Source organism: Planotetraspora silvatica, assembly GCF_016863315.1.
GTDB lineage: Bacteria > Actinomycetota > Actinomycetes > Streptosporangiales > Streptosporangiaceae > Planotetraspora > Planotetraspora silvatica.
The window spans coordinates 238,473-253,755 of sequence record NZ_BOOQ01000002.1 but is presented as its reverse complement, the minus strand read 5'-3'; the positions used below and the strand labels follow the sequence as shown (position 1 = coordinate 253,755).

General features: G+C 69.7%; 13 protein-coding genes. 10 read left to right on the top strand and 3 right to left on the bottom strand.

The window, feature by feature from the left end; genetic code table 11:
• Positions 1 to 111: 111 nt before the first annotated feature.
• The 3 genes from Psi02_RS01470 to Psi02_RS01465 all read left to right on the top strand — a co-directional run bounded on the left by Psi02_RS01470 (position 112) and on the right by Psi02_RS01465 (position 3,091).
• Positions 112 to 1,104 carry an RNA-guided endonuclease InsQ/TnpB family protein gene (locus Psi02_RS01470; RefSeq protein ID WP_239094507.1) on the top strand — a complete coding sequence of 331 codons (993 nt, stop codon included), beginning with the start codon at positions 112 to 114 and terminating at the stop codon, positions 1,102 to 1,104.
• On the top strand, positions 1,053 to 1,271 hold the full coding sequence (locus Psi02_RS39875; protein ID WP_239094506.1) for a zinc ribbon domain-containing protein: 219 nt from the start codon (positions 1,053 to 1,055) through the stop codon (positions 1,269 to 1,271). Before Psi02_RS01470 ends, Psi02_RS39875 begins: the two co-directional genes overlap by 52 nt.
• A gap of 566 nt (positions 1,272 to 1,837) precedes the next feature.
• Positions 1,838 to 3,091: an alkaline phosphatase PhoX gene (locus Psi02_RS01465; protein WP_239094505.1), complete on the top strand. Its 1,254-nt coding sequence runs from the start codon at positions 1,838 to 1,840 to the stop codon at positions 3,089 to 3,091.
• Positions 3,092 to 3,182: 91 nt separating this feature from the next.
• Here the strand turns inward: Psi02_RS01465 and Psi02_RS01460 are convergent, their stop codons facing one another.
• Positions 3,183 to 4,091 carry a bifunctional helix-turn-helix transcriptional regulator/GNAT family N-acetyltransferase gene (locus tag Psi02_RS01460; RefSeq protein ID WP_203970939.1) on the bottom strand — a complete coding sequence of 303 codons (909 nt, stop codon included), beginning with the start codon at positions 4,089 to 4,091 and terminating at the stop codon, positions 3,183 to 3,185.
• Positions 4,092 to 4,385: 294 nt separating this feature from the next.
• On the opposite strand from Psi02_RS01460, the gene Psi02_RS01455 reads away from it, so the two are divergent.
• The 4 genes from Psi02_RS01455 (at position 4,386) to thiI (ending at position 9,106) form a co-directional block, all read left to right on the top strand.
• Positions 4,386 to 5,411 (top strand): 6-phosphofructokinase, encoded by a 1,026-nt coding sequence (locus Psi02_RS01455; RefSeq protein WP_203970937.1) that lies wholly within the window; start codon positions 4,386 to 4,388, stop codon positions 5,409 to 5,411.
• Positions 5,412 to 5,848: 437 nt separating this feature from the next.
• The gene (macS, locus tag Psi02_RS01450) at positions 5,849 to 7,117 is read left to right on the top strand and encodes a MacS family sensor histidine kinase (protein ID WP_203970935.1); all 1,269 of its coding nucleotides are present in this window, start codon (positions 5,849 to 5,851) and stop codon (positions 7,115 to 7,117) included.
• The gene (locus tag Psi02_RS01445) at positions 7,114 to 7,791 is read left to right on the top strand and encodes a response regulator (protein ID WP_203970933.1); all 678 of its coding nucleotides are present in this window, start codon (positions 7,114 to 7,116) and stop codon (positions 7,789 to 7,791) included. Before macS ends, Psi02_RS01445 begins: the two co-directional genes overlap by 4 nt.
• Positions 7,792 to 7,903: 112 nt before the next feature.
• Positions 7,904 to 9,106 carry a tRNA uracil 4-sulfurtransferase ThiI gene (gene thiI, locus Psi02_RS01440; protein WP_203970931.1) on the top strand — a complete coding sequence of 401 codons (1,203 nt, stop codon included), beginning with the start codon at positions 7,904 to 7,906 and terminating at the stop codon, positions 9,104 to 9,106.
• Positions 9,107 to 9,682: 576 nt separating this feature from the next.
• On the opposite strand, the gene aroF is transcribed toward thiI, so the two are convergent.
• Positions 9,683 to 10,717: a 3-deoxy-7-phosphoheptulonate synthase gene (aroF, locus tag Psi02_RS01435; RefSeq protein ID WP_203970922.1), complete on the bottom strand. Its 1,035-nt coding sequence runs from the start codon at positions 10,715 to 10,717 to the stop codon at positions 9,683 to 9,685.
• A 311-nt stretch (positions 10,718 to 11,028) separates the two neighbouring features.
• Here aroF and Psi02_RS01430 point away from each other — a divergent pair, with 311 nt between their 5' ends.
• The 3 genes from Psi02_RS01430 to Psi02_RS01420 all read left to right on the top strand — a co-directional run bounded on the left by Psi02_RS01430 (position 11,029) and on the right by Psi02_RS01420 (position 13,599).
• Entirely contained in the window at positions 11,029 to 11,631 is a 603-nt protein-coding gene (locus Psi02_RS01430) for a sulfite oxidase-like oxidoreductase (RefSeq protein ID WP_203971583.1), read from the top strand.
• 27 nt (positions 11,632 to 11,658) lie between these two features.
• Positions 11,659 to 12,777, top strand: coding sequence for a sensor histidine kinase (locus Psi02_RS01425; protein WP_203970920.1), 1,119 nt, complete (start codon positions 11,659 to 11,661; stop codon positions 12,775 to 12,777).
• Between the two features lie 66 nt (positions 12,778 to 12,843).
• Complete coding sequence (locus Psi02_RS01420) at positions 12,844 to 13,599, top strand: LytR/AlgR family response regulator transcription factor (RefSeq protein ID WP_203970918.1); 756 nt, start codon at positions 12,844 to 12,846, stop codon at positions 13,597 to 13,599.
• Positions 13,600 to 14,321: 722 nt separating this feature from the next.
• Here the strand turns inward: Psi02_RS01420 and Psi02_RS01415 are convergent.
• Positions 14,322 to 15,161 carry a deoxyribonuclease IV gene (locus tag Psi02_RS01415; RefSeq protein ID WP_203970916.1) on the bottom strand — a complete coding sequence of 280 codons (840 nt, stop codon included), beginning with the start codon at positions 15,159 to 15,161 and terminating at the stop codon, positions 14,322 to 14,324.
• Between the last annotated feature and the right edge of the window lie 122 nt (positions 15,162 to 15,283).

Here is a 15,283-nt window from a genome sequence, read left to right as displayed (position 1 = left end):
TTGAGCTGGCGGCGGGATCCGCGCTTGCCTCCGTCCAAGTTTTGTCGGTGGTTGCCCGTAGCGTGAGCTCATCTATACCGAGTGTGAGTGCGCGTGTGTGGGGGTGGCAGTGTGCGCAGGTCATATAAGTTCCTGCTGCGTCCCACCGCCGGCCAGGCGGTCGCGCTTGCGCAATGTGTGGAGGACCACCGGCAGTTGTACAACGCGGCCGTGGAGCATCGGCGTACCGCCTACCGGAAGGCGGGGGTGACGGTCCGGTATGGCGACCAGTCGGCCGAGTTGAAGGACATCCGCGCCGACGACCCCGGCGGGCAGGGGCGATGGTCATTTTCCTCCCAGCAGGCCACGCTCCGCCGCCTGGACCGGGCGTTCGCGGCGTTCTTCCGCCGCGTCAAAGCCCGAGACAAGCCGGGCTACCCGCGGTTCAAGGGACGCGGCTGGTTCGACACCGTCGAGTGGCCCAAGGACGGCGATGGTGCCCGGTGGAACTCCACCCCCGACGATGCGGTGACCCGGGTCCGCCTTCAGGGCATCGGGCACGTGCGGGTGCACCAGCATCGCCCGGTCAAGGGCCGCGTGAAGACGATCAGCGTCAAGCGGGAAGGGTCCCGCTGGTATGTGATCCTCGCCTGCGATGAGGTGCCGGCTGAGCCGCTGCCGGCGGCGGGCGGGGTGGCCGGGATCGACCTGGGTGTGGCGTCGCTGGTCACCACCAGCGGCGGTGAGCGGGTGGCCAATCCGCGTCATCTGGCCGCGTCCGCCGACCGGCTCGCGATTGCTCAGCGGGACCTTGCCCGCAAGAAGCGAGGAAGCAAGCGCCGCCGCAAAGCCGTGGCGCGGGTCGCCGCGCTGCATGCCAAGGTGCGGCGTCAGCGCCTGGACGGAGCGCACAAGGCCGCGCTCGCCTTGGTGGTCGGCTACGACGTGATTGCGCATGAGGACCTGCGGATCGCGAACATGACCCGCTCGGCGTCCGGCACGATCGAGCAGCCAGGGAAAACGTCGCCGCCAAGTCCGGACTCAACCGAAGCATCCTGGATGCGAGTTGGGGGGTGTTCTTGGCGATCCTGTCGCGCAAGGCTGAAAGCGCCGGTCGAGAGCTGATCGCGGTGAACCCTGCCAACACCTCCCGCACCTGCTCGCAGTGCGGGCACTGTGCGAAGGAGAACCGCGCCACCCAGGCCGAGTTCCGATGTACGGCGTGCGGCCATCAGGCGCACGCCGACGTGAGCGGCGATCAACATTCTCAGGGCAGGGCTTGCCCTTCGTGAGGCTGCGCAAGCGGCTTAGCGTGAAGCCGCTCCCGTCAGGGAGCGGAGGAGTCACGGTTAGCGCAAAGTTTGGCCGCCGGAAGGACGTGGCTTCCCGCCGCGTTCACCGCCTTCCGGTCCACTGGACCGAGGCTGAGGCCGCTTGACCTGCTGGAAGGCGCGATAGTGGACGAAGAGCCGGCGCATCGCGCGCCGACACTCGAGGACGGGGCCACCGTACGGGCGGCTTCACGCCCCCGGCGGCAGGCACCAGGTCACAGCACAACGTCACATCACAAGGGCGCACGCACAACGTCGCATCAGGACGTCGCACCACGACGTCGGACCGCCGGCGGCGCCGCGCCGTCTGACCACAGGCGGCGCGACCCGGCGGAGCGGCCTGCGGGTGCTCAGGCGACGCACACGCACGCGAGACCCGCGTATCCGGAGACGGGAGCCTCCGGCATGGCGCACATCCAGATGCCCGGCGCCGGCGACGCACCCATTCCCGGGCCTGCGGACTTTCCCGGGCCCGCAGATCACAGACGCATACGCAGAGGAAACGCGCAGATGGAGGAGGGATCACGGTGAGCCGTACGTTCGTCCGATCCAGGGCGCTGGCCGTCCTGTCGGGTTCGCTCTGGCGCTCGGCGTGTACGGCGACGGCTCCCCGGGCGCCACGGGCCGCAGGCCCGGGATCTGGGAGCACGACACCTGAGGCGGTCCCCGGCGAGCGGGCGGTGCCGTACGGCGATCTCCGGGCACCGGACGCCAACGGTCTCGCGCTCGCCCAGGGCTTCACCAGCAGGGTCGTCGGCCGGTCCGGCCACCGCGTCGGCGGCGTCACGTGGCATGCCGCGCCCGGCGGCGGCGGGTGTTTCCCTGACGGAGACGGGTGGATCTACGTCTCCAACTCGGCCGTGCCGCTGCTCGGCGGGGTTTCGGCCGTACGGTTCGAACCGGACGGGACGATCGGCAGCGGTTACCGGATCCTGTCCGGAACCGACCTGAACGGCGCGGGCGGCGCGACGCCGTGGCAGACCTGGTTGTCGGGCGAGACGACCTCGCACGGCCGGCTCTTCGAGTGCGATCCGTACGGGCAGCGCGCCGCGATGCCACGCCTGGCCATGGGGCAGTTCAGGCACGAGGGAGCCACCTGTGACCCCGACAGGGGAGTCGTCTACCTCACCGAGGACGAGCCCGACGGCTGCTTCTACCGGTTCCGGCCGGATGACTGGGGCGATCTCACGACCGGCACGCTCGAGGTGATGGCCGGGTCTCCGGACCGTGCGGCCGTGACCTGGAAGCGCGTGCCGAATCCTGTGGCGATGTTCGAGCCCGTCCGTGAGCAGGTCGCCGGCGCGAGACGCTTCAACGGTGGCGAGGACTGCCACTATTCGGAGGGTTTCTGCTACTTCACGACCAGGGGCGACAGCCGCATGTGGGCCTACGACGCCGCCAACGACCGGATCACGGTCCTCTACGACGGGTGCGCGGAGCCGTACGGGCCGGAGGGCCGGATCCGCGACGCCGCGCCGGGCGGCACCACGAGCGGCCCGGAGCACGGCACGAAGCACGACATGGAGTGCGACTCGGAGCACGACACGGTGGTGAGGTGGGGGGACGCGTACGTCGCCGAGGACGAGGGCGTCATGGAGATCACGGTCATCAGTCCCGGCGGCGTGGCCGAGCGCTTCCTCCGCGTCGAGGGCCACGAGAGGTCCCAGATCACAGGGCTGGCCTTCTCCCCTGACGGGAGCAGGCTGTACTTCTCCTCCCAGTGGGGCGGGGAGGGCGTGGGCGGGATCACCTACGAGGTGTCCGGCCCGTTCCGCGGCTGACCACGGCTGAACGCGCCTGACCACGGTTGAATATGGCCGGACACTGCTGAGTGCGGTCGCCCGGCCTTCGGCGAGAGGAGGCGGGGACCATCTACAGGTCGCGGGTCCAGATCTCATCGACGACCGCCTCGCCGGACTCCTCTCCGTCGTGCCGCTCGGCGAGGACGAAGCCCGCGCTCTGGTAGATGCGCCGGGCGCTCGTCAGGTTCTCCCTGGTCCAGAGCATGATCCGCCGGTAGCCCGCGTGCCGGGCGAACGCCAGGCACTCCTCGACGAGCCGTCTGCCCATCCCCATTCCGCGCGCGGACGGCTCGACCAGCAGCAGGCGGAGTTGTGCCGTCTCGTCGTCCTTCCGCACGCAGAACACGCAGCCGGCGGGTGCGCCGTCCACCTCAGCGATCCACCCGGCCTCGCGTCGCGGGTCGTGGCCGTCGGCGTAGTCGGCGAGGATCCGGGCGACGAGGGCCTCGAAGCCCGTTCCCCAGCCGTATTCCTGGCTGTAGACGACGCCGTGCCGGTGCACCACCCAGCCGAGGTCTCCCGGCCGCGGCGGTCTGATGACGTACGGCTCCCGCCTGTCGTCGGCGTCCAGCAGGCCCCGGATGGTCGCCATGCTCGTGACCAACCGGCGGCGGTCCTCGTCGGTCAGTGCGGCGAGCATGGTCCGCACCTCGGCGGCCGAGCGGTCGTCGAGGATGCCGTACGCCTGCGCGCCGGCGTCCGTGAGCCGCACGACCTGGCGGCGGCCGTCCTCGGGGGACCGCTCACGGAAGATCAGCCCATCGGCCTCGAACCGCGTGAGGATCCGGCTGAGGTAGCCGGGATCGAGATCGAGCAGGTCGCGGAGGGCGGAGGCCTCGGCGGCGTCCCGGGTTCCCAGTTCGAAGAGCACCCGGGCCTCCGTCAGGGAGTAGGGGGTGTCCAGGAGTCCCGCCTGGAGGACGCCGATCACCTCTGTATAGAAACGATTGAACGCTCTGACCTCGGCCACCATATCCATTGCCCACCTCAACTAACTTGTTGACTCAGTCAATTATATTGGAACGCGAGTCGTACGTGAAGTGCGTGCGGGAGTGGGAGACTGGGAATCCCCCGGTGGCCCACCTGCCGGTTTCGAATGGTGGTTCACCTGGGCGTGCCCTGTGTTGTTGGGGCCGGTTCCGTCGCGTAGCCTCACTGATGGTCTAGACCATTGTTGGCGGCTGGGGCAGAATGCGTTCCGGCGACGCGGTGGCGTTTGCACCAGTCTGGCCGCCTATCTCATATGCGCGTAACTCATGTGGAGGATCCCGCCATGCGTATCGGAGTGCTCACCGGAGGCGGCGACTGCCCCGGGCTCAACGCCGTGATCCGCGCCGTCGTCCGCAAGGGCGTGGGCGTTTACGGGCACGAGTTCGTCGGCTTCCGCGACGGCTGGCGTGGCCCGCTCGAGGGCGAGACCATGCCGTTGGACATCCAGGCCGTCCGGGGCATCCTCCCGCGCGGCGGCACCATTCTCGGCTCCTCCCGGACCAACCCCATCAAGATCGAGGGTGGCGTCGAGCGGATCAAGGAGAACCTGGTCACGCACGGCGTCGACGCGTTGATCGCCATCGGCGGCGAGGACACCCTCGGCGTGGCCAAGCAGCTCTACGACCGAGGCGTGAAGGTCGTCGGCGTGCCCAAGACGATCGACAACGACCTCAACGCGACCGACTACACGTTCGGCTTCGACACCGCGGTGAACATCGCGATGGAGGCCATCGACCGGCTTCACACCACGGCGGAGTCCCACCACCGCGCGCTCATCTGCGAGGTCATGGGCCGCCACGCGGGCTGGATCGCGCTGCACGCCGGCATGGCCGCCGGGGCCAACGTCATCCTGATCCCGGAGAAGCCGTTCGACATCGACAAGGTCTGCTCCTACGTCGAGTCGCGCTTCAAGACCCGCTACGCGCCGATCATCGTCGTCGCCGAGGGCGCCCACCCGATCGAGGGCCAGATGGCCCTGCAGGCCGGCGAACTCGACGCCTTCGGCCACGTACGGCTCGGCGGGATCGGCGAGCTGCTCGCCCAGGAGATCGAGAAGCGCACGGGCAAGGAGGCCCGCACGACCGTCCTCGGTCACATCCAGCGCGGCGGCACCCCGACGGCGTACGACCGCGTGCTGGCCACCCGCTTCGGCCTCGGCGCGATCGACGCCGTCCACGAAGGCGACTTCGGCAAGATGATCGGCCTCAAGGCCACCGACATCGTCCGGGTGAGCCTCGATGAGGCGACCTCCGAGCTGAAGACCGTGCCCGCCTCCCGCTACGAGGAGGCCGAGGTCTTCTTCGGCTGATCGACCCGTTCCTTCCTGACGGGCCCGCCCGGACGTCATGTCCAGACGGGCCCGTTTCCTCGTGTACGGCCGGGCGGCGCCAGGGTGAGGCCGGAAATCCCCGTTCCGACATTGGGGGCATTGTCCTTCTCTCTTCCGGCCTCATCGACCGCCATTCGTCGTGTAGGCGAAATGAATACGTCTTCTGCCGCACTTGCGAGGTATGTCCGCCACGTGGCTCGGCGGGAGGAAAATCGCTCAGGCGGGAGAAACGGAATCGGCGCCGGCCGCCGTGCCGTACGGAATGGCCGTCGACCTGTGCGCCACTGGACATGGGACATGTGGGCCGAATCGCCCCGCGCCGGCCCTTTGCCTTCTGGTACGGCTGACGCCATCGTGGGGCCGACGGCCGCGCGCGCTCGGGGCATATCGTGATTCGCCGGCGGTGGGGGAGGGGCATGGGGATCGAGGGGCCGTTCTGGCGGGCGATCGCGGTCTTCAGGATCGCCTCGGTCGTGTACGCGGCCGTCCTGCTGCTGCGGGCCGGCGGTTACGAGCATCCCGTGGCCGGATGGTTCGTCATCGCGGTGATGGCCGCCTGGACCGCCGTCACGGCCGCGGCCTATCCCTCCGCCCGGGCGTGGCCGCTGCTACTCGCCGATCTGGCCGTGACCGTCGCGTGCCTGCTCACGACACCGTTCGTGCAGGACGAGCCCGCCGTCATCGCCGGGGCGATGCCGATCACCGCGACGTGGGTCGCCGGTCCCGTCCTGGCCTGGGGCGTCTCCCGCGGGCGGCGGGCGGCTGCCGTCGCCGCCGCGATCATGTCCGCCGCCGACCTGTGGTTGCGCGGCGCGCACGGCGTGGACCTCGCCTCTCTGCCGGTGAACGGCGCGGTGCTGCTCTTCCTCGCCGGAGTCGTCGTCGGCCACGTCGCCCAGCTCGCGAGGGAGGCCGGGGAGCTCATGCGGCGGGCCGCTCAGCTCGAGGCGGCCGGCCGGGAACGCGAACGGCTGGCCCGTGGCATTCACGACTCCGTGCTCCAGGTGCTGGCGCTCGTGCAGAGGAAGGGCGCCGAGATCGGCGGCGAGGCGGCGGAGCTCGGCAGGCTGGCCGGAGAGCAGGAGTCCGCCCTGCGGGCTCTCGTCCAGGCCCCCGCGGCCTCCGGCGGTTCTGTGGTCTCCAGCGGTCCTGTGGTCTCCGGCGGTTCTGTGGCCTCTGGCGGTTTCGCCGTTCAGGACCGGCCGGCGCCTGCTCGACGGGGGCTCTTCAGGGGCGGTCCCGATGGCTCAGGGGAGGGCGGGCCGGCTGATCGGGTGGATATTCGAGACCTCCTCCGGCCGTACGGCGACGCGCGGGTGACGGTGTCGGCGCCCGCGACCCCGCTGTTCCTGCCGGCGGGGACGGCGCGAGAGGTGGGCGCGGCCGTCGGCGCGGCGCTCGACAACGTGTCGCGCCACTGTGCGGAGGGCACACGCGCGTGGGTGTTCGCGGAGCAGGACGGGGAGGCGGTGACGGTGTCCGTACGGGACGAGGGCCCCGGCATCCCGGACGGCCGTCTGGAGCAGGCGGCCGCCGACGGCCGGATGGGGGTCGCCCGGTCCATCCGCGGCCGCATCGCGGACCTCGGCGGGACGGTGGTGATCACGTCCTCTCGGACGGGTACCGAGGTCGAGTTGTCGGTCCCCGCGACGCCTGCGGGTGCCGGTCGCCGGAGGCGTGTATGAATGTCCGGGATCCAGGGGAAGGGCGGCCGGTCATGCGGGTCATGGTGGTGGACGATCACCCGATGTGGCGGGACGCCGTCGCGCGCGATCTGGACGAGGCCGGCTGCGAGGTGGTGGCCACCACGGGGGAGGGCAGGCAGGCGCTCCGCATAGCGGCGGCCGTACGGCCCGATGTGGTGGTGCTGGACCTCCAATTGCCGGATCTGCCCGGAGTGGAGGTCGCCAGAGGGCTCGGCGCATCGGCTGATCCGCCGCGTGTTCTGGTGCTGTCAGCGAGTGCCGAGCCGGAGGACGTCCTCGAAGCCGTCAAGGCAGGCGCGTCCGGATATATCGTGAAATCAGCGAGCAAGGAGGACTTCCTGGACGCGGTCCGGCGGACCGCGGAGGGCGACGCCGTCTTCACGCCAGGGCTGGCAGGGCTGGTGCTGGGGGAGTACCGGCGGCTCGCCGCGCAACCCGCGGCACCGGCGGGGCCCGTGCTGACCGAACGGGAGACCGAGGTTCTGCGCCTGGTGGCCAAGGGGCTGTCCTACCGGCAGATCGCGGCCAGGCTCGTGTTGTCCCACCGTACAGTCCAGAACCACGTGCAGAACACGCTCAGCAAGCTCCAGCTCCACAACCGGGTCGAGCTGGTCCGCTACGCCATCGAGAAGGGCCTGACGGAACGGGACTGACACCTGCGGGGGCGGACGAGACCCCGCCGCACGGCACTACAGTGGGGAAGTTCTCGCTGGGCCGGCGCGTTGTCGCCCGTGGCATGAAATGTCCGTCCGGAGGTTCCCACCTATGTCGATGACCACACTCGGAGAGCCCTGCGTCCTGCTCAAGTTAGGCGAGGTCGTCCTCAAGGGCAGGAACCGCGAGCTGTTCGAGATGCGGCTGCGGGCGAACATCAAGGCCGCCCTCAAGGACTACTCGGTGGACATCCGTCAGCGGCACGGCGTCATCGCGCTGTTCCTGCCTGAGGGGACCGCCTACGAGGTCGCGGCGGCGGTGGCGCAGCGGGTGTCGGAGGTGCCCGGCCTGGTCCTCATCCACCTCGCGTGGCGTGTCCCCAAGGACCCCGAGGTCGTCACGAAGGCGGCCATCGAGCTCGTCCGGGACACCGACGAGGTGGCCCGCAAGGCGCCTTTCGCCGTCAGGTCGCGGCGGCGGGACAAGCGGTTCCCGCTGCGCTCCAACGAGCTGGACCGGCTCGTCGGCGGCGCGATCAACGACACCTACGGCCTGCCGGTGAGCCTGAAGCACCCCGAGCTGACCGTGCACATCGAGGTCGACAGGGACGAGGTGTTCCTGTTCACCGGCGGCATCCCCGGCCAGGGCGGCCTTCCGGTCGGCTCCAGCGGTCGCGGCCTGGTGCTCATGTCGGGCGGCATCGACTCCCCGGTCGCCGCGTACCGCATGATGCGCCGCGGGCTCCGGGTGGACTTCCTGCACTTCTCCGGCATTCCGTTCACGACGTCTGAGTCGATCTACAAGGCGTACGCGCTGGTCCGCAACCTCGACAAGTTCCAGGGCAAGTCCCGCCTGTGGGTCGTGCCGTTCGGCAAGGCCCAGCAGTCGATCAGGGCGTCGGGCCAGGACCGGCTCGCCATGATCGCGCAGCGGCGGCTCATGCTGAAGACGGCCGAGGAGGTGGCCCACCGCATCCACGCCGAGGCTCTCGTCACGGGTGACTCACTCGGCCAGGTCTCCTCCCAGACGCTGACGAACATCACCGCGCAGGACAACGCCGTCGACCTGCCGATCCTCCGGCCGCTGATCGGGCTGGACAAGACCGAGATCATCGCGGAGGCCCGCCGGATCGGCACCCTGGAGATCTCCGAGCTCCCCGACGAGGACTGCTGCACGCTGCTGGCTCCGCGTTCGGCCGAGACCCGGGCGAAGATCGAGGACCTGAAGCTGATCGAGAAGCGCCTGGACGCGGAAGACCTGGCATCCCAGCTGGCCGACTCCATCCGCCCCTACCGCCTGGACGCCGACACCTGACCCCTTCGGGCGTGATCATGCACAAGTTCGTGGTCGGCCCATCTGACCTGCCCGAATCATTTTCGTGATCATGCACAGGTTCGAAGAAAGGCCGCCCGACCAGCACGTCTTCTCGCCGTGATCATGCACGGATTCGGCGGAAGCCTGGTTGACCAGCACATATACGCCGCGTGATCATGCGCAGGTTCCCCGATGGCGTACCTGACCTGCAGGAACTCCGTGCGTGATCATGCGCGCGTACTCGCCCCGGGGTCCTCCCGGTCCGGGTGCCCCGCGAGACTCGTGCTCGCCGTCCCGGTGGTGTCGCGGGGTCTGTACGGCATGCGCTGTGACGCGCATGCCGTACGAACCCGGCCGTGCATGATCACGAAAGGCATCGGCGTAGGTCGAATGGGTCAACCGCGAATCTGCGCATGATCACGCGGCGTATATGTGCTGGTCGGCCAGGGTCTCACCGAATCCGTGCATGATCACGGCCGGAGTGGCCGCAGGTCAGCCACGCTCCCGCCGAACCTGTGCATGATCACGGCGAGAGTGTGCGCAGGTCGGCTGGGGGTTCGCCGAACCTGTGCATGATCACGCCCCAGGGGGGGTGGTGGCCAGGGTGCGGGACATGAGCTTGGGGAACTCCTGCATGATCATGGCCAGCTCGTCCAGGTCACCGTCGACCAGAGCCTGCGGGCCGTCGCACAGAGCCTCTTCGGGGTGCGGGTGCACATCGATGATCACGCCGTCGGCCCCGACCGCGATGGCCGACCGTGTCAGTGGCAGCACGAGGTCCCTGCGGCCGCCGGAGTGGGACGGGTCCACGATGACCGGCAGGTGGGACATCCGCTGCACCACGGGCACCGCCGAGATGTCGAGCGTGTTGCGGGTCGCCGTCTCGTACGTCCTGATGCCCCGCTCGCACAGCACGATGTCGAGGTTCCCCCGCTGCGCGATGTACTCGGCCGCCATCAGCCATTCCTCGATCGTGGCGGTCATGCCCCGCTTGAGCATGACCGGCTTGCCCGCGGCGCCGACGGCCTGGAGCAGCGCGAAGTTCTGGGCGTTGCGGGTTCCCACCTGCAGCATGTCCGCGTAGGAGGCGACCAGGGCCACGTCGTGGGCGTCGACCACCTCGGTGACGATCGGCAGGCCCGTCTGCTCCCGGACGTCCGCCAGGATGCGCAGGCCCTTCTCCCCGAGTCCCTGGAAGGCGTACGGAGAGGTCCGCGGCTTGAACGCGCCGCCGCGCAGCAGGGTCGCGCCCGCGGTCTTGGCCATCTCGGCGGCCTCGAGGGTCTGCATGGGAGTCTCGACCGCGCACGGGCCGGCGATGAGCGTGACGGTGTCCGGGCCGATCGGGACCCCGCGGACGGTGACAGTGGACCGTTCGGGATGGTTGTCCCTGCTGACCAGCTTGTACGGCGTGGAGACGCGCACCACGTCCGCCACGCCCGGCAGTCCCCGGAGGTTCAGTGCCGCGAACTGCTCCACGTCGCCGATCAGCCCGATGATCGTGCGGCTCACTCCCCGGCTGACGAAGGCCTCGCCTCCGGCGGAGGCGACGAGCAGGACGACCGACTCGATGTCGTCCTGGGTGGCTCCGGGGGCCATGACGATGACCATGTGACGCTCCTTCTGACTTCGTACGGCGGAAAATCGCTGGAAAGCGGAAAGCTCGGTTGATCTCGCTGAGAGACGGTGGAACCCGGTAAAACGCAGAAGGCCCCGGATCCTTTCGGACCCGGGGCCTTCGTTCGCCTTGGCTGTCAGCGCAGCACGTGGAGGCGAACGGTCCTCACGGGTCCGTCGCCATACCAAAACGAGAAGCTACGCATGTCCCGCAATATATCCCATAGGCGGAAGTCCGCGCCCCCAGGCCATGGGGCCATGGCGAGTGATCTACCCCCGAGTGACAGTATTGGGGCGTGCCGGAGATGTCTGAGGAGGAGAACCGTCTGCCCCCGGGGCAGCACATCGCACGAGGACGTCCCGTCATCCACTACGGCCGAGTGCCGACGTTCCGGCCGCAGACCTGGCGTTTCCAGGTGTTCGGGGCGACGGCGAGCGGTCAGGTCCACGAGTTCACCTGGGACCAGTTCGCCGGGCTGCCCAAGACGTCGGTGATCGCCGACTTCCATTGCGTGACCAAGTTCTCGATCATGGGTTACGAGTGGGCCGGCGTCTCCGCCCCCGAACTCCTCGAGCGGGTCCCTCCCGCGGCGGGCGTGCGTCACGTGATGATCTGGGCCGAGTACGGCTACAGCGCCAACGTCCGCATGGACGACTTCGCGCGGGAGTCGACGCTGTTCGCCACCGAACTCGAGGACAAGCAGTTGTCGCCGGAGCGGGGCTATCCCCTTCGGGCGATCGTGCCCCACCTCTATGCGTGGAAAAGCGTGAAATGGGCGCGCGGGATCGAGTACCTGACGGATGACAGGCGCGGTTTCTGGGAGGAACGCGGCTATCACAACGTCGGCGACCCCTGGACGGAGCAGCGCTACTCATATCAGGAGGAGCCGGGCGACGGCCCTCTCTGAGGCGCGCGAGCCGTTACGGTGACCCGCGTGTCTGTTCTCGCCTGGCTGGGGCTCTGCGCCGTCACCGGAGCGCTCGGGTTCGCCCTCGCCCGCGGGAGGCCCTGCCGCGGCGGGCTCGTGGGGGAGCCGACCTATCTGGCCCTCCACATCGCCGGTCTGGCGGCGCCCTCACTCCGCGCGGGCCTGAACGGCACCTCCGCCCGCAAGTCCGTACGGCATCTGCGCACGTTGCTGGGGACCTCGGCGCTGGCCATCACGTCGGCGGAACGGGTGCTCGCCCGCGACGGGGACGGCGTCCCCGACGACGACCAGGTGCTCACGGAGGTCCGGGTCGTCATGATGGGCGGCCGCCCGCACGTGGTCGCGGGGGAACCGAGCGCCGTGCTCGTGCCGCTGACGGTCGAGGGACGGATGATCGGCACGCTGGCGGTCTACGACGCCGAGGTCAGCGCCGTCCTGGTGCGTACGGCGACGGAGGTGGGCCGCTGGGTCTCCGGGCAGTTGGAGCTGGCCGAGCTGGACACCTCGCGCAGGCGCATGCTGGAGGCCGAGATGCGGGCGTTGCGGGCGCAGATCTCGCCCCACTTCGTCTACAACTCGCTGACGACGATCGCCTCCTTCGTCCGCACCGATCCGGAACGGGCCCGTGAGCTGCTGCTCGACTTCGCCGACTTCACCCGCTACGCCCTGCGCAGGGTCCGCGACTTCACCACGCTGGCCGACGAGCTGAGCTGCGTGGACCGCTACCTCCTGCTGGAGCGCGCGAGGTTCGGCGACCGCCTGCGTTTCACCGTCCAGGTCGCGCCGGAGGTGTTGGGGGTCCCTGTGCCCTTCCTGTGCCTGCAGCCCCTGGTGGAGAACGCCATCAAGCACGGCATGCCCGGAGAGGTCCGCGTGGTGATCAAGGACGCCGGCCCTGAGGCGCACATCCTGGTCGAGGACGACGGGATCGGGATGGACCCCGAGCACGTCAGGGCGATCCTCGGCGAGGACGCCACGGCGGGGATCGGGCTGAGCAACGTCGACCTGCGGATGCGGCACATCTACGGCCATGACTATGGCCTCGTGGTGGACTCGGCGCCCGGTGAGGGGACGCGAATCCGGCTAAGAGTCCCCAAATGCCACTCCGCCCACGACGTGCTGTAGTCGCGATATCACGGATTGTCGACAGATGGCTTGCGCGGGAGGCGGGCCACGGGGCACGGTGTGGCCATGCTGCGCGTTCTCGCTGTCGACGACGAGGTCCCCGCCCTGTCCGAGCTCGCCTATCTCCTGAGACAGGATGCCCGGGTCGAGCACGTCACCACGGCGTCCGACGGTGGCGCCGCGCTCCAGGACATGGTCCAGATGATCGCCGCAGGGGAACGCCTCGACGGAGTGTTCCTCGACGTGCGGATGCCGGGCCTCGACGGCCTGGACCTCGCCCGGCTGATCGGCGGCTTCCCCTCTCCGCCCCGTCTCATCTTCGTCAGCGCGCATGACTGCGCGGTCCAGGCGTTCGAGCTCGAGGCCGTCGACTACCTGCTGAAGCCGGTACGCCCCGAGCGGCTGGCGGAGGCCGTACGGCGGCTGTGGGCCGCTGTGGCGCCCGCCACGGGAGAGGAGGCCGTCGACGTCATCCCCGTCGAGCTGGGCGGCCGGACGAAGTTCCTGGCGCAGCAGGACGTGTCCCATGCCGAGGCGCACGGTGACTATGTGCGGCTGCACACGGCGGACTCGACCTACCTGGTCCGCATGTCGCTGGCGGCGCTCGAGCGTCGCTGGGGCGGTTCCGGCTTCATCCGGGCCCACCGCAGCACACTGGTCAACGCCCGGCACGTCAGCGAGTTGCGTTTCGACGCCGGTCGCGTGGTCCTCCAGGTCGGCACCAAGGTGCTCCCGGTCAGCAGGCGGCACACCCGGCAGGTGCGCGAGCAGTTGGTCCGTCAGTTCAGGAGCGGGCCGGTGCCCACCGCCGACGTCCGCTGAGCGGTACGACGCCTTCAGGAACGGGGCCGGGCGCCCGCCGCCGGCGTCCGCTGAGCCGTACGACGGCGGCACAGGAGGCGTCGGGAGGCCGTTGCGCATCAGGAGCGACCGTTCATCGCCTCAGGAACCCCGCTCATCGCGATTCCGTTCACCGCATGGCGCGAACTAGAGACCGCTCGTCCGAAGGCCCATCCGGCTGTGTGATTACGGCTCGTAGTCTTTGGCCCGTCGCAAGACACGCGGGGTAGTCATCGAAGTGAGCAGGTTGTCACCTTGGGGCTACCGGGCGGGCCCTACCGGGGGGGAGGGCCCGGCTCCGCGTGACGGGGGGCGTCCGCAGGAGCGGTCCGGCCATACGGGGGCGCCGGATCGCCGCGGGGTACGGCGTTCGGGGGCGCCGTGATCAGAGGTGACGGTTCAGGGGCGCCGTCACCGGAGGGTGGCGGTCCGGGGGGACGCCATCCAGTGAAGGCGGCCGTCGGGGGGCGCCGTCATCACGCAGGCGGTGGTCCGGGGGGACATCGCGAGGAGAAGGGCGGCGGGACGGCGTCTGGGGGCGCCGTCCCCCAGCGCGGGCCACATCAGGCGCTCCGGGACCCGCAGGCCAGATCAGGCCTCTAAGCCGCAGGCCAGTGCTCCGCGGGCCGGTCCAGGCGCTCCGGGAACCCACAGGCCGGTGCTCCGCGGGCCGGTCCTGGCGCTCCGGGAGCTGACGGGCCGGGTCAGGCGCTCCGGAGCTTCTTGAGGAGTTCGATGTCCTCCCGGTGCTTGTCGCCCTTGCCCGGGGTCTCGATGCAGATCGGGATCCCGGCGGCGACCGGATGGCGCATGAGATCGGCGAACGCCTGGGCGCCGATGTGCCCGGCCCCGATGTTCTCGTGCCTGTCCCTGTTGGAGCCGCAGGCGTCCTTGGAGTCGTTGGCGTGGATCAGCCTGAGCCTGCCCGGCGCGGCCTCGTGCAGCGCGTCGAGCGTGAGCCGTACGCCGTCGGGGGCCGCCAGATCGTGGCCCGCGGAGAACACGTGGCAGGTGTCCAGGCAGACGCCCACCTTGGGATGGCCGTCGAGCGCCTCCAGGTAGGGGCCGAGGTCCTGAACGGTGGCGCAGAGCATCTGGGCTTTCGAGGCCATCGTTTCGAGCAGCAACTCGGGTCCGTCGTCGTCGATCTCGTCCAGCAGCGGCAGCAGGTGCTCGCGGACCTGGCGCATCGCGGCCTCACGTGGCTGGCCGACGGGCGACCCGGTGTGCATGACCACGCCTGCCGCGCCGACCTGCGCCGCGCGGCGCAGCGTGTGGCGGATCACCGCGACCGAGTTCTCCAGCGTCGCGGGGGTCGGTGAGCCGAAGTTCACCAGGTATGTGGCGTGGACGAACGATGAAACGCCCGATTCGCGCAGCTTGGCGTCCTCGGCCGGGTTGCCCTCGCTGAGCGCCCAGCCGCGCGGGTTGGTCACGAAGACCTGGACCATCTCGGCGCCGATCTCGGCGGCGTATTTCAGCCCTCCGGTCGCCAGGCCCCCCGTGACGAACACGTGCCCGCCGATGAGATTCGTTGGAGTCATGATGCCTCCAGGGTAATGTCGGCTCCTTTGTGGCCGCTCCCTTTGTGCCAACGTACAAACCGGCGCCGCGGCAGAGCCGGGCAGTTGGGAGTTCCCGCTGCTGGACCTGGTGGCCCCCGGGT

Bases quoted from the DNA above. Each gene is read 5' to 3' on its own strand.
- Psi02_RS01420 (WP_203970918.1), top strand. From the start codon at position 12,844: ATGCTGCGCGTTCTCGCTGTCGACGACGAGGTCCCCGCCCTGTCCGAG.
- Psi02_RS01460 (WP_203970939.1), bottom strand. From the start codon at position 4,091: ATGGATATGGTGGCCGAGGTCAGAGCGTTCAATCGTTTCTATACAGAG.
- Psi02_RS01415 (WP_203970916.1), bottom strand. From the start codon at position 15,161: ATGACTCCAACGAATCTCATCGGCGGGCACGTGTTCGTCACGGGGGGC.
- aroF (WP_203970922.1), bottom strand. From the start codon at position 10,717: ATGGTCATCGTCATGGCCCCCGGAGCCACCCAGGACGACATCGAGTCG.
- Psi02_RS01455 (WP_203970937.1), top strand. From the start codon at position 4,386: ATGCGTATCGGAGTGCTCACCGGAGGCGGCGACTGCCCCGGGCTCAAC.
- thiI (WP_203970931.1), top strand. From the start codon at position 7,904: ATGTCGATGACCACACTCGGAGAGCCCTGCGTCCTGCTCAAGTTAGGC.
- Psi02_RS01445 (WP_203970933.1), top strand. From the start codon at position 7,114: ATGAATGTCCGGGATCCAGGGGAAGGGCGGCCGGTCATGCGGGTCATG.
- Psi02_RS01430 (WP_203971583.1), top strand. From the start codon at position 11,029: ATGTCTGAGGAGGAGAACCGTCTGCCCCCGGGGCAGCACATCGCACGA.
- macS (WP_203970935.1), top strand. From the start codon at position 5,849: ATGGGGATCGAGGGGCCGTTCTGGCGGGCGATCGCGGTCTTCAGGATC.